A 25,282-nucleotide genomic window follows, 5' to 3' on the forward strand; every position below is an offset into this window, starting at 1 on the left:
CATTCAATGCAGCCTTTTTTATGGATAACCCCTGGCGAGATTACTCGGCTTTGGTGGGGATCACTTCAGCGTCGCCGTGTGGGTTACGGGTGTTGTTACCGTTTGGCAGGTTGCGAAGCAGTACGCCCATGTTCACATCCACTTCGGCAGGCACTGGCAGGTACACCATGTGGCCGGAACCCAGACCGGCTTCAACAGCCTCGCCTTTACGGTTGTAGAGGGTGTCTACGGTCAGGTTGATGTTGCCCTGGGGGGTCATCAGCTCAACGCTGTCACCCACGATGAACTTGTTTTTCACATCGATTTCGGCCAGGCCCGCTTCGTTGCGCTTACCGGTAAACTCGCCCACAAACTGCTGGCTGTCGCTGATGGAGTAGCCATAGTCGTAGTTCTGGTACTCGTCGTGCACGTGGCGACGCAGGAATCCCTCGGTGTAACCGCGGTGGGCCAGACCTTCGAGACGGGTCATCAGGTGAGGGTCGAAACCACGACCAGCCACGGCATCTTCAATGGCCTGACGGTACAGCTGAGCGGTACGGGCCACGTAGTAGAACGACTTGGTACGGCCTTCAATTTTCAATGAATCCACGCCAATTTTGGCCAGGCGCTCCACGTGCTGGATGGCACGCAGATCTTTGGAGTTCATGATGTAGGTGCCGTGCTCATCTTCAAAGGCAGGCATGTATTCGCCGGGACGGTTTTCTTCCTGCAGCAGGAAGATTTTGTCTGTGGCAGGGCCATTGCCGAGCGTAGGGGTTTCCAGTTGCACAGCGCTTTCTGGCGTGTGAATGGCGACCACATCACCGGCTTCGTTTTCGGTGGCTTCGTGGGCGTCATACTTCCAGCGGCAGGCGTTGGTGCAGGTGCCCTGGTTGGGATCGCGCTTGTTGATATAGCCAGACAGCAGGCAACGGCCGGAGTAGGCCATGCACAGGGCGCCGTGCACGAACACTTCCAGTTCGATGTCCGGGCAGCGCTGACGGATTTCTTCAATTTCATCCAGCGACAGTTCGCGGGACAGAATAACCCGCTTGATGCCCACAGACTGCCAGAACTTCACCGAGGCCCAGTTGATGGCGTTGGCCTGTACCGACAGGTGAACCACCTGATCAGGGAAGGCTTCGCGCACCATCATGATAAGACCCGGGTCAGACATGATGAGGGCGTCCGGATTCATGGCAACCACAGGGGCCATGTCATCGAGGTAGGTTTTCAGCTTGGCGTTGTGGGGGGCAATGTTGCTCACCACGTACAGCTTCTTGCCAAGGCTGTGGGCCTCTTCGATGCCGGTCTTCAGGTTTTCCAGTTTAAAGTCGTTGTTACGTACCCGCAGGCTGTATCTGGGCTGGCCTGCGTAAACGGCGTCTGCACCGTAAGCAAAGGCGTAGCGCATGTTTTTCAGTGTGCCTGCCGGCGACAGAAGCTCAGGTTTGAACATAGTAATTCCCGAAGAAAATAGTTAACGAGTCGCGGATCGCGGGGGCGCATTTTACTCAATCCTGACCCCAATGTGCAAATCTGAGTGATCCAGTAGGGAATTATGGACCAATACGCTAAAATGTTGCCGGTATGTCACTGCATGGTGATATTTTGAACTTCGTCTGCGTCTTCAGACTGATATACTGCAATGATAATCAGAATAACTTTTTTCAGATGGGAGCCAAGATGTCGAACGAGCACCAGCTATTGGTCGGATTGCTTAAGAAGCTGAAGGATGATGCCCTGGTACTGCCGACGTTGCCTGAAGTGGCCATGCGGGTTCAGGAAGTGGTGGGTCGCCCCGACTCAAGCCTTAAGCAAGTAGCTGAAATTATTGGGCAGGATGCCGCTATCTCGGCACGTATTATTAAAGTTGCCAACAGTGCCCTGTACAGCCGTGGTGTGCCAGCCGAGAACATTAACGCTGCGGTAACCCGTATCGGTCTGACCCAAATCAAGTCTATCGCCACCTCAGTTGCCATGGAGCAGCTGTTTATCTCCACCAACGAAATGGTGTGGGAAGTTATGGATGAAGCCTGGCGCACCTCTATCGATGTAACGGCATCGGCCTGTGCTTTGTTGCAGATTTACAATAAAAAGCATCCAGGCAGTAGTCTGAACTACGATACCCTGACTCTGGCAGGCCTGGTGCACAACATCGGTGCCTTGCCGGTGCTGACTGAAGCGGAAGCCCATCCTGAACTCTTTACCACCATCGAGCACCTGCGCTCACTGGTGCGCAAGATGCAGGGCCCCATCGGCCGTGCGGTTCTCAAGAGCTGGGACTTTGCACCTGAAGTGATGGAAGTGGTGGAACGTTGGGCTGATTTACCTTATTTGCCCGAAAAAGTGACCTACCTCGATTTTATCCGCGCTGCCGCCTTCTACACTGGTGAACTGCGCGCCGGCAGCGAGCTTGAGCAACGCCTCGAAGTGTTTGCTGCCCGTGGTCTGCCGGTGACGCCGGACGATCTGGCCGGTGACGCCTTCCTTGACAGCTATCATTCCATCAAGGCAAGTTACGAGTAATCTTTGCCCTCGGCAGGGGAGTTTCCCCTGCCATGGAAGTGGGCGCGTCCTTTAACAATCTGCGAGGGAGACTCAGTGGTAAGGTTCAGCCCATGGTTTATCTAGCGGCATTTCTCGGTGCCTGCATCACGCTGCTGGGGTGGCTTTGGTATCGCCAATCCCGTCGCATCGAGTTATTCCTGCATCATCTTACCCGCGAACTGGCCAGCAAGGTTGAGCAGCGCCAGCCCCTGAATCTGCCTTATATTCCCGAAGCTTTTTACCCGTTGTATCAAGCGATTCAGCATTTGCTGCTGTATGCCCCAAGCCACAGTGGCAAGGACAAGCTGACAGGGTTACCCAACAGGGTTGGCTTTAAACGGGCCATGACCCACGCCATGCCGGTGACCGCCGGTACTCTGGTACTGATTGATTTATATCGCTTTCGTTACGTAAACGACCTGTTCGGCTTCGTGTTTGGCGACAAATTGCTGCACGCCTTTGCCGACCGTTTGCGGCTGATGCCGAAAAAGCCAAGGCAAATTGCCCGCATGAACGGCGATGAGTTTTTACTGTTTTTCGACCAGCCGCTGGATGATAAGGCGCTGCTGGAGATGAAACAGCTGTTGCAGCAGCCGTTCAGCATTCAGGAAACCCCGGTGTCGGTCAGGCTGCAAATGGGTTATGTGCAGCTGGATGAACACCATGCCGACGTGAGTCAAATGCTCAGGCGGGTGGATTTGGCGCTCAAACGCGCCCGCAATCAAAAAGAAATGCTGGCCGCCTATGAGCTGGATGATGACATCAGTCAGCGCCGCGAGCTCTCCATCATCAACAGCCTGCCCAAGGCGCTGGCACAGCATCAACTGTATCTGGTGTATCAGCCCAAGGAATCACTGCATCAGGGCGGCTGCGAGCAGGTTGAGGCGCTGATGCGCTGGGAACACCCGGAGCTTGGTCTCATCTCCCCCGGTGAGTTTATTCCGCTGGCAGAGTACGCCGGCATGATAGATTTGGTCAGTGCCTGGGCGCTGGAGCAGGTGCTCAAGCAGCAGGTGCAGTGGCGCTCGGAAGGAATTCAGATCCGGGTGGCGGTAAATCTGTCGGTTGAAGATTTGCAGGAGGGCAGTTTGCCATCTGTGGTGGCGAGTGCGCTGGCGCGCTATCAACTGCCCGGCGATGTACTGGCGCTTGAAATTACCGAAAGCACCCTGATGTCCAACCCCGCCAAGGCCACCGACAATATCCACAAGCTGCGAAGCCTGGGGGTGAAGGTGGCCATTGATGACTTTGGCACCGGTCACTCTTCGCTGGCTTATTTGAAAGATCTGCCCGCCGATGAAGTGAAAATCGACAAGGCCTTCCTTGAGGGGATCCTCACCGAACCGAGAAACCGCAGCATAATGGCAACCAGCATCCAGCTTGCCAAAGGGCTGGGGTTTGAGGTGACAGTGGAAGGGATTGAAACCGAAGCCATGCGCGCCATGGTGCGGGAGCTTGGCGCGGATAACATTCAGGGTGATTTTTTTGCCAAACCCATGCGGGCTCTGGAGCTTGAAATGGATCTGCGCCGACTGGGGATTGCCAAAGAGGCCTGAGCGCCTCTTTATCCTCTTGCCTCTTATCGGCTCCTTTGAGCTGACATGTTCAAAATCCACGATGGTTAAATCAGAGAACGGAAATCAGCGACGCTTAAAGCAGCAAGGCTCAGCCCTGTAAGCTTTCGATAAGGCTTGCCGGCATAGGTGTAAGCTGGCGCGCCTGATTCAGACACACCATCTCGATATAGCCACTGACCGCCGGACGGCTGCTGCCCTCGCGCCAGATCTCCTGTTGCCACAGGGTGCGGTATTTGCTTTCAATCACCACCTTGCTGCGTACTTCCACCACGTCGGCAAATTCCACCCCTTCATTGCAGACCATATCGCAGCGATACACGGCAAAGCCTATACCCTGTTCCAGCCACAGTTGTTTGAGTGCCCCGGCGCCAATAACGTGCTCGCGGGCGCGCTCGAAGTATTTGATGAAATTGGCATGGTAGACCACGCCGGAAAAGTCGGTGTCTTCGTAGTAAATCTGAACCGCGAACTGATGTTCAGCGGCGCTGGCAAAGCCCGGATGTGACATGGGGTTCTCGATTAAGGTGCTATAAGGTCGCTGGAGGCCAAGTTTAGCGGCGACGGTAAAATTCTCAATCCCTGCGGCTGGTACTGCCGATATCGGCCAGCAGTTTTTGGTACTCACCGGATAGTTTCAAGCGCTTCAGGCCTCTATCCAGCGCCTGTGCCAGCGCCGCCGATTCTGCTGCGCCTTTATCGAAGGCGAGAAAGAGTTCGCTGGTGTGGTTGCTGAACACGGGATACACCTCGGTTGCTACACCTGTGGTGTGTAAAAATTCGCCCGCTACCTTGTCGTACATTACTACCGCATCCAGTTTGTGGGTAAGCAGCAGATTCAGCAGCTGATATTGGTTGTCCGCCACCTTGAGCTCAATATTGGGCAGACGGTCAAACTCATCGCCGTACTCGTAGCCGCGCACTATACCAATGCGGCTGCCGGGCGGCAGCGACCATTTGTCGGCTGCGATAGGCGGTTTTTCTTTGAGCTGATAGAAAGAGGCCGATGCCAGAAACAGTGGCTCTGCGCCAAATAAAAAGCGGGTTTCGGTGCTCTGCTGGCGGGCCACATTGAATACGGCATTCACCTTGCCCTGCTCGGTGAGGATCAGGCCACGATTATAAGGCACCACCAGGGATTCGACCTCAATGGATTCGCTGGCAAAGGCACGCTGCACCAGGCGGTGCGACAGGCCCATGCCCTGTGCATCTGCAAAAGGTGGCCAACTGTCTTCGGCCGCCAGCCGTATCTTTTTGGGGAGCTCAGAAGGATGCGCCAACGGCGACAGTAAGGCACCGATACCGAAACAACCTATGATGAGCAGTAAATACAGCAATCGACTCATTGAATGTCCTTTTACTCCAAACTCCTTGTTTTGCCGGTCATTGTACTTTAACCCGCCCGTGAACGACAGCGCCTTGGCATCCAACCTCTTTGGGACTGGATAGCGGGCGTTTGGAATTGCATACAAAATATCCCCCGTCAAATCAATCGCCGAGATCTGTATCGACACTATACGGTTCTGCGTGCTGAAAAGTGCGTAAATAAGATGTTGGCCAATTCTTTGTATGCTATTCCGTAAAACAAAATCAATGGTTGTCTAACCTCATGTAATTTATAGGTATAAATTTATCACATGATAAAAAGTTGTGCTGGTTGATACTTTTGTTGGACACTCGTTCTGATTGTTGTGTTGTCGGTTGAAAATCATCCGGAATCGCATTTTTGTAGAGAAGAAAACTTCTAATATCAAACGCTCTGCTCAATGCGCCTGATGTCGGACCACGTTGGATGTGTGTGGTTTGTTTTTTCTTTTGGTTTAAACATCGGAAATTGTCATGAGTAACGAGTTTTCGAAGCGGTTTGATTCACGCTTATTGCCAGCAGCCAGGCCTCGGATTGCTGGTTTTGGTTCTCTACAAAAGCTGTCAAAGCAACTGGGGGGATTTACTCTGGCGCTCTGTGCCGGCCTGTCATCCGGGTTGCTGAGGGCTGATGATACCTCCTTGTATGTTTATGAATCCTCAGGCCGAAACGATCAGCGTCCTCAGGTTTTGGTGATCTTCGATAACTCCGGCAGTATGGATACCGAGGTGAAAAACGCCAATCCATCATTTACTGACTCCGACAACAGCGTTGGCAGTTCTGAGCGACTTTATTACACACTGGATGCCTCGGAAACTCCGCCCAATCCCAGTGATGCCAACGAAAAACGCTATTTCACAAACAATAAAAACGCCTGTGCCAAATCCTATGATTTTCTTAAAGAATACGGCATTTTTACCGGCTTTTGGCGCACCTACGCCTACAGCGGTCAAACCGGTAGCTGGGTTGAGTTTCCTCGGGGAGACGGCACGACCATTCGTACCGTGGATTGCTACGAAGACATTCAGGAGAAGGCTTACAATAACCGTGGCGTACACGCTCAGGGTTTGCCGGTAGATGGAGAAGGTAACCGCAAGGGGGCTCAGTTATATTCCTGGGTGGACAGCGGCAGTACCCAAACGAAAAAAAACCAAGCCTATGCAAAGGCCCTGAAAACCGGTTTTGGTACCGGGCAGGTTGTTACCGTTTATACCAAGGAATATCTCGACTGGTACCACGGCTCCAAGACCAAGGTCACCCGTACCCGTATCGATATCGCCAAAGAGGCGGTAACCAATGTATTGCTGACTACCCCCGGGGTGGATTTCGGCTTGGCAATCTTTAATCGAAACAATACTAACTCTGGGCGCGAAGGTGGCCGTATTGTTGCTGGGATTAAACCGACCCCGTCGACTGTCACCACCAAAAAGGACCTCATCCGAACCATACCCACCAGCGGAACAACCTGGACGCCCCTATGTGAAACCCTTTATGAAGCTTACCGATACTTTGGTGGGTTATCGGTGGAATTTGGTGATGACGATCCCACGCAGTCGCCGGGAAGGGATACCAGTATCATTAAACCAAATGGTGCCTACATCTCGCCTTTTAAGAAATGCCAAAATCGGGCCTACATTGTTTATGTTACCGACGGTGAACCGACCCGCGATGCTGCAGCAGATACGGATATCGACGACCTGACTGGTGGCGTTGATAAATATACTTCATGGCCTGTGAGTTACCTGAGTTCGCTCTCCTCCTGGATGAATACCCACGATGTGAATCCCAGCATGGATGGAGTGCAAAGCGTCTCCACCTACACTGTGGGCTTTAGTCAGGGAGCGGCAGCGGCCGCAGAGCTGCTGCGTAAGACGGCTGAAAAAGGCGGCGGAAAATACTATGACGCTACCGATGTGGACGACCTGCAAAAATCCCTGATGCAGGTGTTTAAAAACATTCTTGAAAAGAACGCCAGTTTTACCGCGCCTTCGGTCGCAAGTAACAACTTTAACCGTATCCAGACCTTTGATTCGGTTTACTATTCTATGTTCTTGCCCAATCGTGGCCCGCGCTGGTCAGGTAACCTGAAAAAGTTCAAGGTGACCAGCAGCGGCGATATTGTCGATGCCAACAATAACAGCGTGATAGACAGCGACGGCAATATCAAAAAAGGCGCCTGTTCCCATTGGAGCAACGCCACCGACTGCAGCCAGGGCGATGGTAATGACGTACGTATTGGCGGCGCCGCCGGTATGCTGCAGCGCATGGACTCCAGCAAACGGAACCTGATTTCCAATCTCAATGGCATGAAGCCACTGAATGTCACCAATGCCCGCAGTAAGGCCGGTGGCAACAGTGAGCTCGCTGCCCACCTTGGGGTGGTCGAAGGCGAAGTGGAAAACCTGCTTAATTGGGCCAAGGGCGTGGATGTTGACGATGATGATGATGACAACAAGGTCAGCGAAATGCGTGCCGACATCATGGGCGATCCGCTCCACTCCAAGCCTCTGGCAATTAACTTTGGCACCAACTCAAAGGCCGATATCCGGGTCATAGTGGGCACCAACCATGGTGTGCTGCACATGTTCAAGGATGAAGACTCCAAGGTATCCGAGTCCTGGGCTTTTATGCCGTGGGAAATGTTGCCTAAACTCGCTACTCTGCGGGAAAACCAGGCCTCGGGCGTGCACTCCATCTATGGTATTGATGGCTCGCCGGTGGCTTGGGTGAAAACCAACAGCAGCGGCGTTGAACGTGCCTGGCTGTTCTTTGGCTTGCGCCGCGGCGGCAACGCCTACTATGGCATGGACATCACAGATCCGGATTCCCCCAGCCTGATGTGGCGTATTGACGGCGCCAGCACCGGCATGGATTTGATGGGCCAGAGCTGGTCCAAGCCCGTGGTGACCTTTATTCCCGGCCGTGAAACCTCGCCTGTGCTTATCTTTGGCGCGGGCTATTCCCCATCCAATAAAGATGTGACCGAAGTAGGGACTGCGGACAGCCTCGGCACCGGAGTATTTATTGTTGATGCGGCAACTGGCGCATTGGTGCACGCCTTTGGCCCCAACAGCAGTGGCAATATGACGGTGATGCCGGGCATTCGCGACAGCATTCCCAACGAAGTCGCCATCCTCGATGCGAACAACGATGGTCTGACCGACCGCATCTATGCCACCGACACAGGCGGTAACGTCTGGCGTATGGATTTGCCTGGCGCCGATCCCAAAGACAGCAACAAGCGCTGGACAGCGTTCAAGTTTGCGGCGCTTGGCGGCGCCACGGAGGTGACTGACCGACGCTTCTTTGCCGGCCCGGTTGTGGCGCAGACGGCATTTAACAGCACGGTAGAGTACAGCACCACCGAAAACGGCAGCACTTCAACGGTTACCAGCACCCAACTGGTTCCTTATGATGCGGTTGTGGTGGGCAGTGGTCTGCGTCCGGCTCCTCAGGATACCAAACGTGAAGACATGTTCTTTACCCTGCAGGACAGAAACATAGGCGTGCGCTCGTTTGACAGTTCATCCTCTGACAGAACACCGCCGCAGCCGCTGCGGATCACGGATTTGTATGATGTGACCTCGGCACCGCCCGAGACCAAGGCTCAACACATCGCCTTTGGCCGTAAGCGTGGCTGGTACTACAACTTTACCCGAAATGGTGAGAAGACCCTGGCGGCGGCCTCTATCGTGAAAGGACGGGTATTTTTCACCTCTTATGTACCGGGCGAAGCGGCGGCTGCCGACACCAATCAATGTTTGGTATCGGGTAAGGGCTACCTCTATGGCTTTGATTTACATAAGGGGATCCGCTCCTATACCCAAACCTACATTGAGATGGGTGAGAGTGTTCCCGACACCCCGCAGCTGGTGGTGCCCGAAGGCGATGCCATGTACCTGATTGGTATTGGAAAGGCGCCGGAATATATGGTGAAAACCCGCTGTGAGAACAACAACGAGCATTGTGACGGCTGTCCACCCGGCGATGAGAAGTGCATTGGTGGCGGCATGGTGACTGAGAAGATTTACTACTATGCGAACTAATATTTTGTCATTGGCGCTGCTTGGCGCCATCAGCCTGGGCGCGGGGGCCGAAACCCGCGATGAGGTAGCAACCTTCAAGTGCTTTCTCGACACCAACGCCGGGCTGGGGGTCTACAGCTTTACCTGGCCGGAGGCCGACACTCAAAAAGAGATGCTGGCGCTTGCCGGCAGCCCCTTGGTAAACAGTGCCATGGCCGCCGTGGGTGTGCGGGTGTATGCCAAAAAGGTGTTTGAGTGTGTGCCGGAGCATGACAGTTTCGCCTCGCCCAAGGCACGTAAGCTGGATGAAGAACGGCCGCGCTGACCTCTGCTCAGCCCTGGGTTTAATTGAGCTCAGTGGTTAATTTGGAAAGGATGGCGGCCATCGAGCCATCCTTTTGCATTTCTTCAATGGCCTGATTAAAGTCCTTAACAAGCAGCTCTGGCGCATCGCGATTTTTGGCCACCCCCAAATGAAACACTTCGGTGGCGAGCACATCGCCCACAAACTCAAACTGGCCCCGGTATTCCGCGGAGCCGTGCTCAATCAGGTAGGTCGCCACATGGCGGCTGATCACTATCATGTCCACCCGCCCCAGCAGTAATTTGCGCAGATTGGTTTCATCCGAGTCGGCCTCTTCGGTACGAAGGCCGTTGGCGGCAATGGCGGGCGGGTTGGCATAGCCGCGGCTGATCCCAATCAGTCGGCCTTTAAGTTCGCCAAGCTCCGCAAAGGCGATTTGGGCATCTTTTCTGGCAAGAAAGCCAATTTCAACCGACTGCAAGGGGGCTGAGTATTCCGCCCATGCCTCCCGCTCGCGTCGATACCACAGACCAATAATGGCATCGGCTTTACCTGCTTTAATGAGTGCGGTGGCGCGGATAAAGGGATAGAACTTCAGCTCAACCCTGTAGCCGCGCCGTGCCAGCGCCTGCATAACCAGATGGGCTACCGGGCCTTTGTCGACCAGGGTGTCGGAATAGAAGGGGGGCAGGTCGGTGGCGACCAGAGTCAGGGTTCTGCCATACTCTCCCTGCCCGCTCAGGGGCAGGAAAAGCAGCGCAAACAATAGCACTATTCTCAATGGCATAACTCAGATTGGCTTGGTCAGTTTCTCTGAATTATAGACGTGGTTTTAAAAAGCTATCAGTCGCTGACAAGCTCGCTGCGGCTGCCGTCAAACTTACCCCGCAGCAGCTTGCCGTCTTCCACCCACAAAAGTTCACCGGACTTACCCAGTTTGATGGATGAATCTATGGCAATGATGCGGTTGTCATACAGCCCAAGTACCCGTTCCTGTGAGGTGTGACCCACCACTATGTGCTTAACGCCAAAGTGTTTCAGCAGGGCGTCTATTTGCGCCGAACTCAGCTCATCTTTGAAGTAGCCGCGATACCAGGTGGGGCCGCCTTTGAAAAACAAAAAGTTAAGCAGTGGATTTGCTTTCAGATCGGCGCGCTCATCGTCGATGTGCTTACGGTACAGGTCGTTGGCCTGGCTGATGGTCAGGCCGCGCTCCAGCCACTCGGGGCTGATGCCGCCGTGCATAAACAACATGTCGTTGACTATGGCGACGGTGTTTTTGCTGCGAAGCCATTTGCCGATTTCGGTGTCCTGGCCGTAAAGCGCATCGTAGCTGCGGCCAATCAGCTCGCTGCTGAGCTGATAGCGTGCGTTCACATAGCGCAAGTCACCCTGCAGTACCATTTGCTCATGGTTGCCCATCAGCAGGTGCATCATGCCACCGGCATCGCGGGCCTGCTTATCCAGACCGTACATAAACCACAGTACTTCATTTATCTGATGACCACGGTCAAACATATCGCCGGTCATCACCAGATGGCCTTCACCCAGTGCCCAGCGATTGTGCTCGTCAATCACCTTATGGGCCCGAAGCAGGCTAATCAGCACGTCGAACTGGCCGTGCACATCACTCAGGGCGACCAGGGTGTTGACCTTGCCGTACTTGTCCGGGTCGATGGCATAGGGCGCATGAATAAGCGGCTGCGGTAAATCACCACAGTGGCTGGGGCGAGTCAGTTGGCCTGTGCCTGCGGTCTTTTTCAGCTCGCGCTGACAAATCCACAGTGCATCGGCACTGCCGCTGGCATTATCGATAACATAGGGGCCGTCGTTGAATGGGCCGTTATCGACAAGGGTCGGTGCCGTCTTGTTCTGGGGCTCAACCTTCACCTGAGCGGAGGCAGGTAAGGAGAGCAGGGGAGCGCCAAGCGCTAAAGGAAGCAGCAAAAGCTTGAATACCGACGCACGCACAGCAGACCTCTTATACATTCGGGAACTGGATTTTGGACTGATTATACCTATCGGAAATACCAAGGGCAGGGGATAGAGAAAGAAACGATGTAAAAACGATGCCATAGATAAAAGGCTATCGCATTGATTTTATTGCGCTAAATAAAAAGGAGGCCCAAAGGCCTCCTTGATGGTTCAAGCCATGCGATTTAAGCCAGGCTTATTTGGTCATGCGCTTGTACTTGAGGCGATGCGGCTCAACCACATCGGTGCCATAGGTGTTCTTCAGCCAGGTAGAGTACTCGGTGTAGTTACCTTCGTAGAAGTTCACCTGACCCTCATCGCGGTAGTCGAGGATGTGGGTACAGATACGGTCGAGGAACCAACGGTCGTGCGAAATCACCATGGCGCAGCCGGGGAATTCCAGCAGGGCTTCCTCGAGGGCACGCAAGGTTTCCACGTCCAGATCGTTGGTAGGTTCGTCGAGCAGCAGCACGTTGCCGCCTGCCTGCAGCAGTTTGGCCAGGTGCACACGGTTACGCTCACCACCGGAGAGGGTACCGATGATTTTTTGCTGATCCGCACCACGGAAGTTAAAGCGGCCCACATAGGCACGGCTTGGGATTTCCATGTTGTTGATGCGCATGATGTCCTGACCGCCGGAAATTTCTTCCCAGATGGTGGCCTTGTTGTTCATGGAATCACGGAACTGCTCAACCGAGGCGATTTTCACGGTTTCACCGATGTCAATTTCGCCGCTGTCTGGCTGCTCGGCGCTGCTCAGCATGCGGAACAGGGTCGATTTACCGGCACCGTTGGCACCGATAATGCCCACAATGGCGCCCTTGGGTACGCTGAAAGACAGGTTGTCGATAAGGATGCGATCGCCGTAGCTCTTGGTGAGGTTACGCACCTCAATTACCTTGTCGCCGAGACGTGGTCCGGGCGGAATAAACAGCTCGTTGGTCTCGTTGCGGCGCTGGTAATCGGAGCTGTTCAGCTCTTCAAAGCGGTTCATACGGGCCTTGCCCTTGGACTGACGGCCCTTGGCACCCTGACGCACCCACTCAAGTTCCTTGGAGATGGTCTTTTGACGGGCGCTCTCGGTGGCGGCTTCCTGCTTCAGACGGGCGTCTTTCTGCTCCAGCCAGCTGGAGTAGTTGCCCTGCCAGGGGATACCTTCGCCGCGGTCGAGTTCCAGAATCCAGCCGGCGGCATTGTCGAGGAAGTAACGGTCGTGGGTAATGGCCACGACTGTGCCTGAGTATTCCTGCAGGAAGTGCTCAAGCCAGGCCACAGACTCGGCGTCCAGGTGGTTGGTGGGTTCGTCAAGCAGCAGCATTTCGGGTTTTTCGAGCAGCAGGCGGCAGATGGCTACACGGCGGCGCTCACCACCCGACAGCACTTCAATCTTGGCATCCCACTCCGGCAGACGCAGGGCGTTGGCGGCGCGCTCGAGGATGTTATCCAGGTTATGGGCATCCTGAGCCTGAATGATGGCTTCCAGCTCGCCCTGCTCCTTGGCCAGGGCGTCGAAGTCGGCGTCCGGCTCGGCATAGGCAGCGTACACTTCATCGAGACGGGTCAGGGCGCGCTTGGCTTCGCCAACGGCTTCTTCGATGGCTTCACGCACTGTCTGGTTCGGGTCAAGCTGTGGCTCCTGGGGCAGGTAACCAATCTTGAGACCGGGCATGGGGCGGGCTTCACCTTCGATTTCGGTGTCGATACCGGCCATGATGCGCAGCAGGGTGGATTTACCCGAGCCGTTCAGACCCAGAACACCAATCTTGGCGCCGGGGAAGAAGCTTAGGGAGATGTCTTTAAGGATTTGCTTCTTGGGCGGCACTATCTTGCCAACCCGCAGCATGCTGTAAACAAACTGAGCCATGTCGTCTCTCTGCGATTTACAAATAGAATTAAGCGCTGAAAATTGGCCGAAGTTTACCAAGTTGGGGCGTTATTCTCCAGATGGCGATGTGAAATCCCATCCCGCTGCGGGTTGTTTTGATGATGAAACACAGTCATCCGTACCGAGACGGATTTTCATCATATTGCGGCTGGGATTGTGATCGATTGCAGAGTAGAATACCGCGCAACCCTACCTATAAGATTTGCCAGCTGGAGTGACCAATGCTGAAGAAGACCATGAATATTGCCGACTATGATCCCGAGCTGTTCAAGGCGATTGAAGACGAAACCCGTCGTCAGGAAGAGCATATCGAGCTTATCGCCTCTGAGAACTACACCTCTCCCCGCGTGATGCAGGCTCAGGGCTCACAGCTGACCAACAAGTACGCCGAAGGTTATCCTGGCAAGCGTTACTATGGTGGTTGCGAGTATGTCGACATCGTGGAAAGCCTGGCCATCGAGCGCGCCAAAGAATTGTTCGGTGCCACTTTCGCCAACGTACAGCCACACTCCGGCTCTCAGGCCAACAGCGCCGTGTACATGACCCTGCTGCAGCCAGGCGACACTGTACTGGGCATGAACCTGGCCCACGGTGGTCACCTGACCCACGGCTCACCGGTTAACTTCTCTGGCAAGCTGTACAACATCATCCCTTACGGTATTGATGAGTCCGGCAAGATTGACTACGACGAAATGGAACGTCTGGCCGTTGAGCACAAGCCAAAGATGATGATTGGCGGCTTCTCTGCCTACTCTGGCATCGTTGACTGGGCCCGCATGCGCGAAATCGCCGACAAGATTGGCGCTTACCTGTTTGTAGACATGGCCCACGTGGCCGGTCTGATTGCCGCTGGCGTGTATCCAAACCCGGTTCCACACGCTCACGTAGTGACCTCTACCACCCACAAGACCCTGGCCGGTCCTCGTGGCGGTATCATCCTGTCTGCTGCCAACGACGAAGACCTGTACAAGAAGCTGAACTCAGCGGTATTCCCAGGTGGTCAGGGCGGCCCGCTGATGCACGTTATCGCCGGTAAAGCGGTAGCCTTCAAAGAAGCGCTGGAGCCAGAATTCAAAGTGTACCAGCAGCAGGTTGTGGTTAACGCCAAGGCCATGGTGGAAGTGTTCCTCGAGCGCGGTTACAAAATCGTATCCGGCGGCACCGACAACCACCTGATGCTGGTTGACCTGATTGGTCGCGAGCTGACCGGTAAAGAAGCCGATGCTGCTCTGGGCCGTGCCAACATCACTGTGAACAAAAACTCAGTGCCAAACGACCCACGTTCTCCATTCGTGACTTCAGGTATCCGTATCGGTACCCCAGCCATCACCCGCCGCGGTTTCAAAGAAGCCGAAGCCCGTGAGCTGACTCACTGGATCTGTGACGTGCTGGACAACGCCAACGATGACGCCGTTATCGAACGCGTTAAAGGTCAGGTGCTGGAACTGTGCGCTCGTTTCCCTGTTTACGGTTAACCTTTTAACCTGAATAGGATAAACTCAATGGCCGCTGCGATAGCGGCCATTTTTATTTGTATTGCTGTTCAATTTGCCCTTCAATCAGCGCGCCAGGAGGCCCCATGCACTGTCCATTTTGCAACGCAACCGACACCAAGGTGATCGACTCCCGTCTGGTGGGAGAAGGGCATCAGGTAAGGCGTCGGCGGGAGTGCACCGAATGCCACGAGCGTTTTACCACCTTTGAAGGCGCCGAATTGGTGATGCCAAGGGTCATCAAACGTGATGGCACCCGTCAGCCATTCGATGATGAAAAGCTGCGCAGCGGCATGCTCAAAGCTGTGGAAAAACGCCCTGTGTCCATCGATCAGATTGATCAGGCGATGAACAAGATTAAGTCGACCCTGCGCGCCACCGGCGAGCGGGAAATCCCCTCAGAGATGATTGGCAACCTGATGATGGACAGCCTGATTGAACTGGATAAAGTGGCCTATATCCGCTTTGCCTCTGTTTACCGCGCCTTTGAAGACGTATCTGAGTTTGGTGAAGCCATCGCCAGACTGCAGAAATAAACACATCAGCAATCATCAGGGTTTCAGAAAAAGCAGCAGCGCGGCGACCATCCATGAGCACATCCGTCACAAGCCAGTTTTCCGCACATGACCATGCCATGATGGCCCGCGCCATCATGTTGGCCAAACGTGGCCAGTACACCACTCGCCCCAATCCCAATGTCGGTTGCGTGATAGTGAATGACGCCGGTGAGATTGTCGGTGAAGGCTGGCATATCCGCGCTGGTGGCCCCCACGCCGAAGTGCATGCACTGAGACAAGCCGGTGACCGCGCCCGCGGCGCCACAGCCTATGTCACCCTCGAGCCCTGCAGCCATTATGGCCGCACGCCGCCCTGCGCCAAGGCGCTGATTGATAATGGTTTAAGGCGTGTTGTTGTCGCCATGACCGACCCGAACCCGCAGGTGGCGGGCAGGGGGCTTAAGCTGCTTCAGGACGCCGGTATCGAGGTGGCCCACGGCTTGATGGAAGCCGAGGCGCGGGCACTGAACCCGGGCTTTTTGTCGCGAATGGAGCGTGGCCGCCCGTTCGTTAGCGTAAAAGTGGGTGCAAGCCTCGATGGTAAAACCGCGCTCTCAAGCGGTGAGTCCAAATGGATCACAGGGCCAGAGGCGCGCCGCGACGTGCAAAGGCTGCGCGCCATGTCCTGTGCTCTGATCACCGGCATAGATACTGTGCTGCTGGATGACCCCAGCCTCAATGTTCGCCATGGCGAGCTTGGTAGCCTCGGCGCTTCCTTATCGGCAGCCGAGCTTATCCAGCCCATTCGCGTTGTGCTCGACAGCCAGCGGCGCATGAGCGCCGATGCCAAACTCTTTGGTATTGCTGGCCCGATTTTGCTGGTATCGGCCGAGCCCTACGATGCCCAATTTTTGCATTCACTGCCGGACTTTGTCACCTGTTTGACCTTGCCGGGCGGTGATGGCCGTATCGACCTTGCCGCACTCTTGAATCACCTGGGTGAAAACTGCAACCGGGTGCTGGTGGAAGCCGGCGGCACCCTCGCCGGCGCCTTTATCGCCGCCGGGCTTTGTGATGAGCTGGTGCTGTATCAGGCCCCCAAACTCCTTGGCAGCCATGGCCGCGATATGCTGCAGCTGCCCGATTATCAGACCATGGCTGAGTTGCCGGGTCTTAAGCTTATTGATGAGCGCAAACTGGGCCAGGATTGGCGCTTTACCTTCACTGTGGCCTGAGTGTCAGCAGCTGCTGCATCGAGCCTAAAGAGGATTTATGTTTACCGGGATCATTGAAGCCGTAGGCCATTTAAGACGAATCGATCGCAAGGGCGATGATATTCGCCTGACGGTAGCAAGTGGCAAGCTGGATTTATCCGATGTGCGTCTTGGCGATAGTATTGCCACCAACGGCGTGTGTCTGACCGTAGTGGAATGCCTTGCCGATGGTTATGTGGCTGATGTGTCAGCCGAAACCGTTAAGCTGACCGGCTTTGGCGAGTATCGCCCCGGCCAGGCGGTGAACCTGGAAAAGGCGGTTACCCCGACCACCCGCCTTGGCGGACATCTGGTCAGCGGTCACGTCGATGGCCGCGCGGTCGTGGTCAGCCGCAGCCAGCTTGGTAAAGCCATCGAGTTTTGGCTCGAAGCCCCCGCCGAGCTTGCTCGCTACATAGCCCATAAGGGTTCGATTACCATAGATGGGGTGAGCCTCACCGTAAACGAGGTAGACGGCAGCCGTTTTCGTCTCACCATAGTGCCCCACACCGCCGGTGAAACCACCCTCATTGATTTGGCGGTGGGCGATAAGGTGAATCTCGAAGTGGATCAGATTGCCCGCTACCTCGAGCGCTTGATGCTACGCGGCGAAGAAACCGCGTCCGGTGGTGTAACCCTGGACTTGCTTGCCCGCAGCGGTTTTATGCGCTGAGGGCTGATGCGCCGGTCAGTCAAAGCACCGCTTTGTGCGCCTGGCCCTGTTTTTTGGCCCGCAGGCCGCTAAAATTCACAACACTCTTAAAAGAAAATAAAGGTCTTACAATGGCGCTACACAGTATCGAAGAAATCATCGAAGACATTCGTCAGGGCAAAATGGTGATCCTGATGGACGATGAAGACAGGGAAAACGAAGGCGACCTGATTATGGCCGCCGAACTGGTGACCCCGGAAGCTATCAACTTTATGGCCACCTATGGCCGTGGCCTGATTTGTCAGACCATGACCCGTGCCCGTTGCCAGCAGCTGAATCTGCCGCTGATGGTGAGCAACAACAACGCCCAGTTTACCACCAACTTTACCGTATCCATCGAGGCCGCCAAGGGCGTGACCACAGGGATCAGCGCCCATGACCGCGCCGTAACCATCCAGGCCGCCGTGGCCAAAGATGCCAAGGCCGCTGATTTGGTGCAGCCTGGCCACATCTTCCCCTTGATGGCCCAGGAAGGCGGCGTGCTGACCCGCGCAGGCCACACCGAAGCGGGCTGCGACTTGGCACGCTTGGCCGGTCTTGAGCCCTCCGGCGTAATTGTTGAAATCCTCAATGAAGACGGCACCATGGCCCGTCGTCCGGATCTGGAAAAGTTCTCCGAAAAACACGGTATCAAGATTGGCACCATTGCCGACCTGATTGAGTACCGCAACAACACAGAAACCACAGTCGTACGTGAAGCAAGCTGCAAACTGCCGACCCGTTTTGGTGAGTTTGTGATGCATACCTTCCGCGACACCATCGACAATCAGCTGCACTATGCGCTGGTTAAAGGTGAGGTGGATGATAATGTGCTGGTGCGGGTGCACCTGACCAACACCTTCAACGATATCCTGCATTCAGAGCGGGATCAGGAACGCTCCTGGCCGCTCGAGAAAGCCATGGCCCGTATCGGTAGCGAAGGTGGCGTGCTGGTTATCCTCGGTAACCGCGAGCACGACAGTGACATCCTGGCCAAGGTGAAAGCCTTTGAAGCCGAAGACAAAGGTGAAGCAGCCGCCCCGGCCAAGTGGGTTGGTACTTCCCGTCGTGTGGGTGTGGGCTCGCAGATTTTGTCGTCCCTCGGGGTGCACAAGATGCGTCTTTTAAGCTCTCCCAAGAAGTACCATTCACTGTCGGGCTTTGGCCTTGAAGTGACTGAGTACGTCGCCGGCGAGTGAGATAAAAAACACGAATTCATTTAAATAGCATAGGGATTGGGGCAAAAGCCTGTGGTATGATATGCGCCACTTTTGCCCCGGCTCTGTCCGGGCACACTGCACCAAGCCGGGTGCCATAGCTTAACCAGGTGAGAGAATGCACATTTTAGAAGGTCAAATCGAAGCCAAATCTGCCAAAGTGGCCATTGTGGTATCACGCTTCAACAGTTTCGTGGTCGAGAGCCTGCTGTCAGGCGCCATCGATACCCTCAAGCGTTTCGGTCAGGTGAGCGAAGACAACATCACTGTTGTACGCGTTCCAGGTGCCTTCGAGCTGCCTTTGGCCGCTAAAAAAGTTGCCGCTTCCGGCAAGTTTGACGGCATCATTGCGCTGGGCGCCGTGATCCGTGGCGGTACCCCTCACTTTGATTTTGTTGCCGGCGAGTGCAACAAGGGGCTGGCCCAGGTTTCCCTGGAGTTCAACACCCCAGTATCTTTCGGTGTATTGACCACTGATACCATCGAGCAAGCCATCGAGCGCTCAGGTACCAAGGCAGGCAACAAGGGCGGCGAAGCGGCTCTGGGTCTGTTGGAAATGGTCAATGTGCTGAGCGCCATTGATAAAGAGCTGTAACAGTAGGAAAAAACATGAAGCCTTCAGAGCGCCGTAAGGCCCGTCGCCTGGCGGTCCAAGCCATCTATTCCTGGCAACTGAGCGGCAATAACGTTGCCGATGTCGAGCACGAGTTCCTTACCGAACAAGAGCTGGACGGTGTCGATGTTGCTTACTTCCGGGAGTTGTTTGCTGGCGCTGCGACCAAAACTGGTCAACTCGACGAGCTGTTAACCCCTTTGCTTGACCGTCCTTTAGAGGAAGTTTCTCCGGTGGAGAAAGCCATCCTCAGATTGGCAGCCTACGAGCTGACCTTCCGTAAGGATGTGCCATACAAGGTGGTGATTAACGAAGCCATCGAGCTGGCCAAATCCTTCGGAGCCGAAGACGGACACAAGTTCGTTAACGGTATCCTGGATAAGCTGGTTGCGCGCAACTAAATGAAAGACGGTGCCCCCAGGGTGCCGTTTTTCATTTTCGGGTGTTCATTTTTTCTATGGGCCGGAAGTCTGACTCAGACGCCGGAAATACAGTGAAAGAATTCCAACTCATCGATCAGTACTTTTGCGGCCGTGGCCCGGTCAGACGGGACGTTAAGCATGGCATTGGTGATGACTGCGCCTTGGTGCAGCCCGCCGAACACAAGCATATTGCCGTTTCCTGCGACACCCTGGTTGAAGGGGTGCACTTCTTTGCCGACATGCCTGCCTGGGCGCTGGGGTATAAAGCGCTGGCGGTTAATCTTTCCGATCTGGCAGCCATGGGCGCCGAACCTGCCTGGTTCACCCTGGGGCTGAGCTTGCCCTCTGTGGACGAAGCCTGGCTTGCAGCCTTCAGTGAAGGCCTGTTCGAAGCCGCCGAATACTATGGCATTGCACTGATTGGCGGTGACACCACCCAAAGTCCGGTTAAGGTGATTGCCATTACCGTCAATGGCCAGGTGCCCGAAGGTAAGGCACTGACCCGCTATGGTGCCCGCAGCGGCGACTGGATTTATGTAACCGGTACCCTGGGCGACTCTGCCCTCGGGCTCGATTTGTTGCGGAACCGACAGCAAAGCCGCCCTGAGCACAAAGAATATCTGATGGAGCGTCATTACCGGCCAACCCCAAGGGTGCTGGCGGGGCAATCGCTGCGCGGTTTGGCGTCCAGTGCCATCGACCTGTCCGATGGCTTGGTGTCGGATATCGCCCACATTCTCAAGGCATCCAATGTAGGTGCTAATATCGAGGTCGATAAGTTGCCGTTGTCGCAGGCGATGAAAGACTCGGTACCACTGGAGCAGGCGCTGGGTTACGCGCTCACCGGTGGTGAAGATTACGAACTTCTCTTTACTGTGCCTGAGGCGCAGCGCGGCGCGCTGGAAATTGCACTGGCCCATGCCGGTGTGAAGTTTGTGCGTATTGGGCAGATTGGCGCCAGTGGCGGCCTTAAACTGACCTTGAATGGCGAACCCTTCACGCCAGTAAACAAAGGTTTTGAGCATTTTTGATGGCGTTTTTCAGTGATGATGAGGCGTTAAAGCGCCTGTCTTTAACCAATCCGTGGCATTTTCTTGCGTTGGGCTTTGGCAGTGGTTTGGCCAAAAAAGCCCCCGGCACCTTTGGCACTCTGGCGGCTATACCGCTTTACCTGCTGCTAAGTCCGCTGCCGCTGGTGTGGTATTTGCTGGCCACTGTGATTGCCGTGGTTGCCGGGGTGTATATTTGTGACCGCGCCTCCAAAGACATGGGGGTGCACGACCACGGCGCTATCGTCTGGGACGAAGTGGCAGGGCTGCTTATCACCATGATTGCTGCGCCTGCCGGTATTGTCTGGCTGCTGGTGGGTTTTGTGCTGTTTCGCATTTTCGATATCCTTAAGCCCTGGCCTATTCGGGTGCTGGATGCCAGGGTACATGGCGGGCTTGGGATCATGGCTGATGATGTACTGGCCGGGCTGTTTGCCCTGGCGTGCCTCCATGGGCTGGCATACTTTTTCGCCTGAGCCTGTCAGCTGGCACAGCTAACTTCAGTACAAAATAAAGGGCGCTTAGGCGCCCTTTGTCGTAGTGAGCTGAGTAACCCGCCGATGCTATGAATGGCTTACAGGATACTTGCCTGGGGCATCTGAGCCGCCCTGTAAAACGTCACTAACCTCTTGAATTTCACACCTCACTCGCGACTGCGACCTCAGATTTGCCACAGAGTGAATGCCAGGCGGCAACGGCGTCTGGCGCACCATTCTTAAACCCTATGTAGGTGTTCAACTTCACGGCGATGGGGCTTAGGCTTTCGTTGCAGGTGGCGGTCGGGATTTCTATCAGATGCAGTCCGCCAAGGCAGCAGGTGTGCAGCAAATCGACCAGTCGGCCGCTGCTGTCGCACTGGTGATAATGTCCGCCATAGGCTGCTATCAAACTCGCTGGACTGAAGTTTTCATCGTTGCAGTGATAGATGGGGGCATCGCCTGCTTTACCCAAATGAAACAGGTTATTGCGCATGTAGAGAATGATGAGGTTTGCGCGCTGTTTTTGAAGGTTTATCAGCTCATTACACTGAAAGTTAAAGCCGCCGTCACCGGTGATGAGCAGAATAGGTTGACGACTGTTTTTAACGGCAAGTTCATCGGCAATGGCCCGTGCGTAGGGCAGGCTGGTGCCCATGGCGGCGTACCAGGGATTGGCAAGAAAGCTTCTGCCCAGATCTGAGCTTCTGGCTTCAAGGGCAAAGGCGGCAAAAAGGGCATTGCCCACTTCAGGCACCAAAATCAGGTCCTGGCCGGCGCTGCGCTGAAAATAGTTGATGGTGTCTGCGAGGTTGGCGTAACTGAGCCTTGCTTCTCCAGGGCTGCTTTCTTCAGTAAGCTCGGCTGGTGGCAACAATCCTGCCAGCCCAAGATTTCGCACTGGAAGTTTCGCTCGTTCCAGCTCATCGATTACCGCCAATAAATCCAGTTCACTGCGAGCCGTGCCTTTAAGCACAGTTTTATTGGGGTGCATGTCTATGGCGTGGGTGCCACTGGCAAAGGCATTGTTGGTATCTGAGTCATAAATCGCGGTGCCAAGCTCCAATACATAGTCTGCGTGGCGGTCTATGTATTCCTGCCCGCGGCAGGCGCTGAATACGCCATTGTAGGCGCCAAGGCACAGGGGATGGGATTCATCTACCATGCCCTTAGCGAACCAACTGGTGGCGTAAGGCAGCCCCAATCGCTGGCAAAAGGCCACCACCCGGGTCAGTAGTGCAGGGTTCATTCTGAGCCGCTCACCCAGGTAAAGCAAAGGCGCACGGGCTCGAATTAGCCGCTCGGTGATGTCGCTTGCAATAAGCTCAGAGCCTTCCAGACCAAGACGGGTATATGCGCTGAGCGCTTGCAGGGAGGAGGGAAGCCTGAGTGTTTGGGTAGGCATATTCACCAGATCCCGTGGCACTTCAATATATACCGGCTGACGGGTTTGCACGGCATCACTTACCAGCTCAAAAAAGCGTGCTGCGGCCACATTGGGTTGCCCCTGATGACGCTGTCCCTGAAGCCGCTCGGCTCTGATCCCAAGCGCCTTAAATGCATTGAGCGCGGCATTAACATCGGTATGCCAGCCACAGGCGGGATGCACCATATGATGCAGTGCCTGACCGTGGATTTCGCCTTCTCCTGGTGCACCGGACAGAAAAATCACCGGCAGGCCTTCGGTGCGGGCAAGGGCTGCTGCCGACACACAAGGCAGGCTGCCGACGGTGTAGGTGGTCAGGCAGGCGCCAAGGCCGGTTAACTCGGCCTGGGCACAGGCGCTAAAACCCGCGTGCATTTCATTGCTCGAAGGCTGCACGCTGATGCTTGGGTCCAGCGCATTGATAAGGTTGGCAACAAAGTCGCCGCCGACACCGTAGATGCGTTCGAGTCCGAAAAATGTCAGCACTTCACACAGGCTTTGCCCCAGGGTGGGTAACTGCGCACGGTAGGCGTTACCGAGATTTTGACTGATGGCGTCCATCGCTTGTCCCGTTGAAAACACAATGGCATCAGCTTAGAGGGCACATTCCTGGCGGGTGTTGATGTAGATCAGTTCTGACAACAAGCCCCGGATGAACGACTGTCACCGGGGCTTGACAATAGAAAGGGCTTTTTAGCTAACCATCTGACTTTTATGGTGTAATAAGTGGCATTTTGCGGTTACGCCCCTTGCAGCAACTCGCGGGCATTGGCCAGCGTGTTACTGGTGATGGTGTCGCCACCCAGCAACCTTGCCAATTCCTGCACCCGCTGCTCTTTGTCCAGCGGTTGCATGGAGGTCTCGGTTTGCCCGCCCTTGCTGGTTTTGTTGACGAACATATGTTGATGGCCGTTACCTGCAACCTGCGGCAGGTGCGTGACACAAAACACCTGAGTTGCTTCGCCCAGTGAACGCAGCATGCGACCCACAACGGCGGCGGTGGGGCCGGAGATCCCTACATCCACTTCGTCGAAAATCAGTGTCGGTGTGGACACCTTCTTGGCGGTGATCACCTGAATACCCAATCCAATGCGGCTGAGCTCACCACCGGAGGCGACCTTGGCCAGCGGCGATAACGGCTGGCCGGGGTTGGTGGTTACCAGAAACTCGACACTGTCACTGCCGCTGGGGCTTAGCATCTTGTCGTTGAAACTGACTTCAATGGTGAACTTGCCCTTGGGCATATTCAGCTCCTGAATAGAAGCTGTCACCAGCTTGTCGAGCTCTTTGGCGTAACGGCTGCGGCTCTGGCTCAGTTTTTGGGCGTGATTGAGATAAGCCTCGCGGCTGGTGATCACCTGCTGTTTCAGCTCATCGAGCTGGGCTTCATCTGAATCTAACCCGGCAAGTTCCTGCGCCAGCTCCTGATGATGCGCCGCCAGCTTGTCGGCTGCCACATGGTGCTTACGCGCCAGGGTCATGGCCTTGGACAAACGTTCTTCCAGCGCGGCAAAGTGCTCTGGGTCCAGCTCAAGGTTGGACAGGTAGCGGCCAAGCTCGCTGCTGCTTTCCTGTACCTGAATAAAGGCATCATTAAGCATATTGCCGATGGGCGCCAGGCTTGGGTCGAGGGACTCCAGGGTGGCTGCCAGTGACAATGCCCGGTTCAGCAGTGACTCTATATTGCCTTCATCGGATTCACTCAGAAGCGATAAGGTGTGCTGGCAGTCCTCAATCAGCGCTGTGCCATTGGCCAGGCGTTTGTGCTCGGCCTCGATTTGTTCGAACTCACCTTCGGCGAGGGCAAACTCATCCAGCTCTTCAACCTGATATTGCAGCAACTGCTTACGGGCGATGCGCTCTTGCTGGCTTTGCTCGAGTTGTCTGAGTTCGGATTCAACCTGACGGCAGCGCTGATAGGCACTGGCGACCGATTCCTGCAACATGCGGTGGTTGGCATAGCTGTCGAGCAGTTGTAATTGGTGCTCATTTTTCAGCAGCGCGTGGTGGGCATGCTGACCATGAATACCCACTAAATACTGACCGAGGGCCTTTAACTGTGATAAGGGCACCGGATTACCGTTGATGTAAGCGCGGGAGCGGCCATCGGCGGTAATGGTGCGTCTGAGGATGCATTCATCTTCCAGCTCAAGATCGTTATCTTCCAGCCAGCGGCGGGCTAAAGGCACATCGTCCAGTGAGAAGCGGGCACTGACTTCGGTTTTTGAAGCGCCCGGGCGCACGGCGGCGGCATCGGCCCTGTTACCCAAACACAGACCAAGGGCATCGATGGCGATGGACTTACCGGCACCGGTCTCGCCGGTAATGCTGGTCATGCCGGGGCGGAAATCCAGTTCCAGAAATCTGACGATGGCAAAATTATTGATGCTGAGCTGACAAAGCATGATGGCAATCCTGTGTGATACGTCACCAAACCACTGTATTGATAAACAGTATATACTGATTTTTTGTACAGTAAATCTTTGCA

General features: G+C 55.1%; 21 protein-coding genes. 13 read left to right on the forward strand and 8 right to left on the reverse strand.

Annotated elements, in window-relative coordinates; genetic code table 11:
* Positions 1–40: 40 nt before the first annotated feature.
* On the reverse strand, positions 41–1,438 hold the full coding sequence (gene trhP / locus STH12_RS02700; RefSeq protein ID WP_126166137.1) for a prephenate-dependent tRNA uridine(34) hydroxylase TrhP: 1,398 nt from the start codon (positions 1,436–1,438) through the stop codon (positions 41–43).
* Positions 1,439–1,665: 227 nt separating this feature from the next.
* Here trhP and STH12_RS02705 point away from each other — a divergent pair, with 227 nt between their 5' ends.
* Together STH12_RS02705 and STH12_RS02710 are read left to right on the forward strand one after the other, a co-directional pair.
* Entirely contained in the window at positions 1,666–2,508 is an 843-nt protein-coding gene (locus STH12_RS02705; protein WP_126166138.1) for an HDOD domain-containing protein, read from the forward strand.
* A 92-nt stretch (positions 2,509–2,600) separates the two neighbouring features.
* Positions 2,601–4,085 (forward strand): putative bifunctional diguanylate cyclase/phosphodiesterase, encoded by a 1,485-nt coding sequence (locus tag STH12_RS02710; RefSeq protein ID WP_126166139.1) that lies wholly within the window; start codon positions 2,601–2,603, stop codon positions 4,083–4,085.
* Positions 4,086–4,194: 109 nt separating this feature from the next.
* Here STH12_RS02710 and STH12_RS02715 read toward each other — a convergent pair whose 3' ends face one another.
* Both STH12_RS02715 and STH12_RS02720 read right to left on the reverse strand, forming a co-directional pair.
* Positions 4,195–4,614 (reverse strand): thioesterase family protein, encoded by a 420-nt coding sequence (locus tag STH12_RS02715; RefSeq protein ID WP_126166140.1) that lies wholly within the window; start codon positions 4,612–4,614, stop codon positions 4,195–4,197.
* Positions 4,615–4,678: 64 nt separating this feature from the next.
* Positions 4,679–5,449 (reverse strand): substrate-binding periplasmic protein, encoded by a 771-nt coding sequence (locus STH12_RS02720; protein ID WP_126166141.1) that lies wholly within the window; start codon positions 5,447–5,449, stop codon positions 4,679–4,681.
* A 493-nt stretch (positions 5,450–5,942) separates the two neighbouring features.
* On the opposite strand from STH12_RS02720, the gene STH12_RS02725 reads away from it, so the two are divergent.
* On the forward strand, positions 5,943–9,515 hold the full coding sequence (locus STH12_RS02725; protein WP_126166142.1) for a pilus assembly protein: 3,573 nt from the start codon (positions 5,943–5,945) through the stop codon (positions 9,513–9,515).
* The gene (locus STH12_RS02730; RefSeq protein ID WP_126166143.1) at positions 9,505–9,819 is read left to right on the forward strand and encodes a TapY2 family type IVa secretion system protein; all 315 of its coding nucleotides are present in this window, start codon (positions 9,505–9,507) and stop codon (positions 9,817–9,819) included. Before STH12_RS02725 ends, STH12_RS02730 begins: the two co-directional genes overlap by 11 nt.
* Positions 9,820–9,838: 19 nt before the next feature.
* Here the strand turns inward: STH12_RS02730 and STH12_RS02735 are convergent, their stop codons facing one another.
* From STH12_RS02735 to ettA, 3 genes are all read right to left on the reverse strand, one after another.
* A complete protein-coding gene (locus tag STH12_RS02735) occupies positions 9,839–10,585 on the reverse strand; it encodes a substrate-binding periplasmic protein (RefSeq protein ID WP_126166144.1) in 747 nt (248 codons plus the stop codon).
* Between the two features lie 56 nt (positions 10,586–10,641).
* The gene (locus STH12_RS02740; RefSeq protein ID WP_126166145.1) at positions 10,642–11,787 is read right to left on the reverse strand and encodes a metallophosphoesterase; all 1,146 of its coding nucleotides are present in this window, start codon (positions 11,785–11,787) and stop codon (positions 10,642–10,644) included.
* A 181-nt stretch (positions 11,788–11,968) separates the two neighbouring features.
* Positions 11,969–13,636, reverse strand: a complete 1,668-nt coding sequence (gene ettA, locus STH12_RS02745) for an energy-dependent translational throttle protein EttA (RefSeq protein ID WP_126166146.1) — start codon at positions 13,634–13,636, stop codon at positions 11,969–11,971.
* Positions 13,637–13,878: 242 nt separating this feature from the next.
* Between ettA and glyA the strand changes: the two genes are divergently transcribed.
* The 9 genes from glyA to STH12_RS02790 all read left to right on the forward strand — a co-directional run bounded on the left by glyA (position 13,879) and on the right by STH12_RS02790 (position 21,368).
* A complete protein-coding gene (gene glyA / locus STH12_RS02750) occupies positions 13,879–15,132 on the forward strand; it encodes a serine hydroxymethyltransferase (protein WP_126166147.1) in 1,254 nt (417 codons plus the stop codon).
* Between the two features lie 104 nt (positions 15,133–15,236).
* The gene (gene nrdR, locus STH12_RS02755; protein ID WP_126166148.1) at positions 15,237–15,686 is read left to right on the forward strand and encodes a transcriptional regulator NrdR; all 450 of its coding nucleotides are present in this window, start codon (positions 15,237–15,239) and stop codon (positions 15,684–15,686) included.
* 53 nt (positions 15,687–15,739) lie between these two features.
* Positions 15,740–16,882 (forward strand): bifunctional diaminohydroxyphosphoribosylaminopyrimidine deaminase/5-amino-6-(5-phosphoribosylamino)uracil reductase RibD, encoded by a 1,143-nt coding sequence (ribD, locus tag STH12_RS02760; protein ID WP_126166149.1) that lies wholly within the window; start codon positions 15,740–15,742, stop codon positions 16,880–16,882.
* A gap of 37 nt (positions 16,883–16,919) precedes the next feature.
* Positions 16,920–17,573 (forward strand): riboflavin synthase, encoded by a 654-nt coding sequence (locus STH12_RS02765; protein ID WP_126166150.1) that lies wholly within the window; start codon positions 16,920–16,922, stop codon positions 17,571–17,573.
* 110 nt (positions 17,574–17,683) lie between these two features.
* Positions 17,684–18,790 carry a bifunctional 3,4-dihydroxy-2-butanone-4-phosphate synthase/GTP cyclohydrolase II gene (gene ribBA / locus STH12_RS02770; protein WP_126166151.1) on the forward strand — a complete coding sequence of 369 codons (1,107 nt, stop codon included), beginning with the start codon at positions 17,684–17,686 and terminating at the stop codon, positions 18,788–18,790.
* A 136-nt stretch (positions 18,791–18,926) separates the two neighbouring features.
* Complete coding sequence (gene ribH / locus STH12_RS02775) at positions 18,927–19,403, forward strand: 6,7-dimethyl-8-ribityllumazine synthase (protein ID WP_126166152.1); 477 nt, start codon at positions 18,927–18,929, stop codon at positions 19,401–19,403.
* A gap of 14 nt (positions 19,404–19,417) precedes the next feature.
* Entirely contained in the window at positions 19,418–19,822 is a 405-nt protein-coding gene (nusB, locus tag STH12_RS02780) for a transcription antitermination factor NusB (protein ID WP_126166153.1), read from the forward strand.
* A gap of 92 nt (positions 19,823–19,914) precedes the next feature.
* Positions 19,915–20,874, forward strand: a complete 960-nt coding sequence (gene thiL, locus STH12_RS02785; protein WP_126166154.1) for a thiamine-phosphate kinase — start codon at positions 19,915–19,917, stop codon at positions 20,872–20,874.
* A complete protein-coding gene (locus STH12_RS02790; protein WP_126166155.1) occupies positions 20,874–21,368 on the forward strand; it encodes a phosphatidylglycerophosphatase A family protein in 495 nt (164 codons plus the stop codon). The genes thiL and STH12_RS02790 overlap by 1 nt, the downstream gene beginning before the upstream one ends.
* A 160-nt stretch (positions 21,369–21,528) precedes the next feature.
* On the opposite strand, the gene STH12_RS02795 is transcribed toward STH12_RS02790, so the two are convergent.
* Complete coding sequence (locus STH12_RS02795) at positions 21,529–23,355, reverse strand: thiamine pyrophosphate-binding protein (RefSeq protein WP_126166156.1); 1,827 nt, start codon at positions 23,353–23,355, stop codon at positions 21,529–21,531.
* A gap of 179 nt (positions 23,356–23,534) precedes the next feature.
* A complete protein-coding gene (gene recN, locus STH12_RS02800) occupies positions 23,535–25,199 on the reverse strand; it encodes a DNA repair protein RecN (protein ID WP_126166157.1) in 1,665 nt (554 codons plus the stop codon).
* Positions 25,200–25,282 lie beyond the last annotated feature (83 nt).

The sequence above is a fragment of the Shewanella khirikhana genome (assembly GCF_003957745.1).
Lineage (GTDB): Bacteria > Pseudomonadota > Gammaproteobacteria > Enterobacterales > Shewanellaceae > Shewanella > Shewanella khirikhana.

Coding starts and splice junctions, on each gene's coding strand:
- trhP (WP_126166137.1), bottom strand. CDS start 1,438: ATGTTCAAACCTGAGCTTCTGTCGCCGGCAGGCACACTGAAAAACATG.
- STH12_RS02705 (WP_126166138.1), top strand. CDS start 1,666: ATGTCGAACGAGCACCAGCTATTGGTCGGATTGCTTAAGAAGCTGAAG.
- STH12_RS02710 (WP_126166139.1), top strand. CDS start 2,601: ATGGTTTATCTAGCGGCATTTCTCGGTGCCTGCATCACGCTGCTGGGG.
- STH12_RS02715 (WP_126166140.1), bottom strand. CDS start 4,614: ATGTCACATCCGGGCTTTGCCAGCGCCGCTGAACATCAGTTCGCGGTT.
- STH12_RS02720 (WP_126166141.1), bottom strand. CDS start 5,449: ATGAGTCGATTGCTGTATTTACTGCTCATCATAGGTTGTTTCGGTATC.
- STH12_RS02725 (WP_126166142.1), top strand. CDS start 5,943: ATGAGTAACGAGTTTTCGAAGCGGTTTGATTCACGCTTATTGCCAGCA.
- STH12_RS02730 (WP_126166143.1), top strand. CDS start 9,505: ATGCGAACTAATATTTTGTCATTGGCGCTGCTTGGCGCCATCAGCCTG.
- STH12_RS02735 (WP_126166144.1), bottom strand. CDS start 10,585: ATGCCATTGAGAATAGTGCTATTGTTTGCGCTGCTTTTCCTGCCCCTG.
- STH12_RS02740 (WP_126166145.1), bottom strand. CDS start 11,787: ATGTATAAGAGGTCTGCTGTGCGTGCGTCGGTATTCAAGCTTTTGCTG.
- ettA (WP_126166146.1), bottom strand. CDS start 13,636: ATGGCTCAGTTTGTTTACAGCATGCTGCGGGTTGGCAAGATAGTGCCG.
- glyA (WP_126166147.1), top strand. CDS start 13,879: ATGCTGAAGAAGACCATGAATATTGCCGACTATGATCCCGAGCTGTTC.
- nrdR (WP_126166148.1), top strand. CDS start 15,237: ATGCACTGTCCATTTTGCAACGCAACCGACACCAAGGTGATCGACTCC.
- ribD (WP_126166149.1), top strand. CDS start 15,740: ATGAGCACATCCGTCACAAGCCAGTTTTCCGCACATGACCATGCCATG.
- STH12_RS02765 (WP_126166150.1), top strand. CDS start 16,920: ATGTTTACCGGGATCATTGAAGCCGTAGGCCATTTAAGACGAATCGAT.
- ribBA (WP_126166151.1), top strand. CDS start 17,684: ATGGCGCTACACAGTATCGAAGAAATCATCGAAGACATTCGTCAGGGC.
- ribH (WP_126166152.1), top strand. CDS start 18,927: ATGCACATTTTAGAAGGTCAAATCGAAGCCAAATCTGCCAAAGTGGCC.
- nusB (WP_126166153.1), top strand. CDS start 19,418: ATGAAGCCTTCAGAGCGCCGTAAGGCCCGTCGCCTGGCGGTCCAAGCC.
- STH12_RS02790 (WP_126166155.1), top strand. CDS start 20,874: ATGGCGTTTTTCAGTGATGATGAGGCGTTAAAGCGCCTGTCTTTAACC.
- STH12_RS02795 (WP_126166156.1), bottom strand. CDS start 23,355: ATGGACGCCATCAGTCAAAATCTCGGTAACGCCTACCGTGCGCAGTTA.
- recN (WP_126166157.1), bottom strand. CDS start 25,199: ATGCTTTGTCAGCTCAGCATCAATAATTTTGCCATCGTCAGATTTCTG.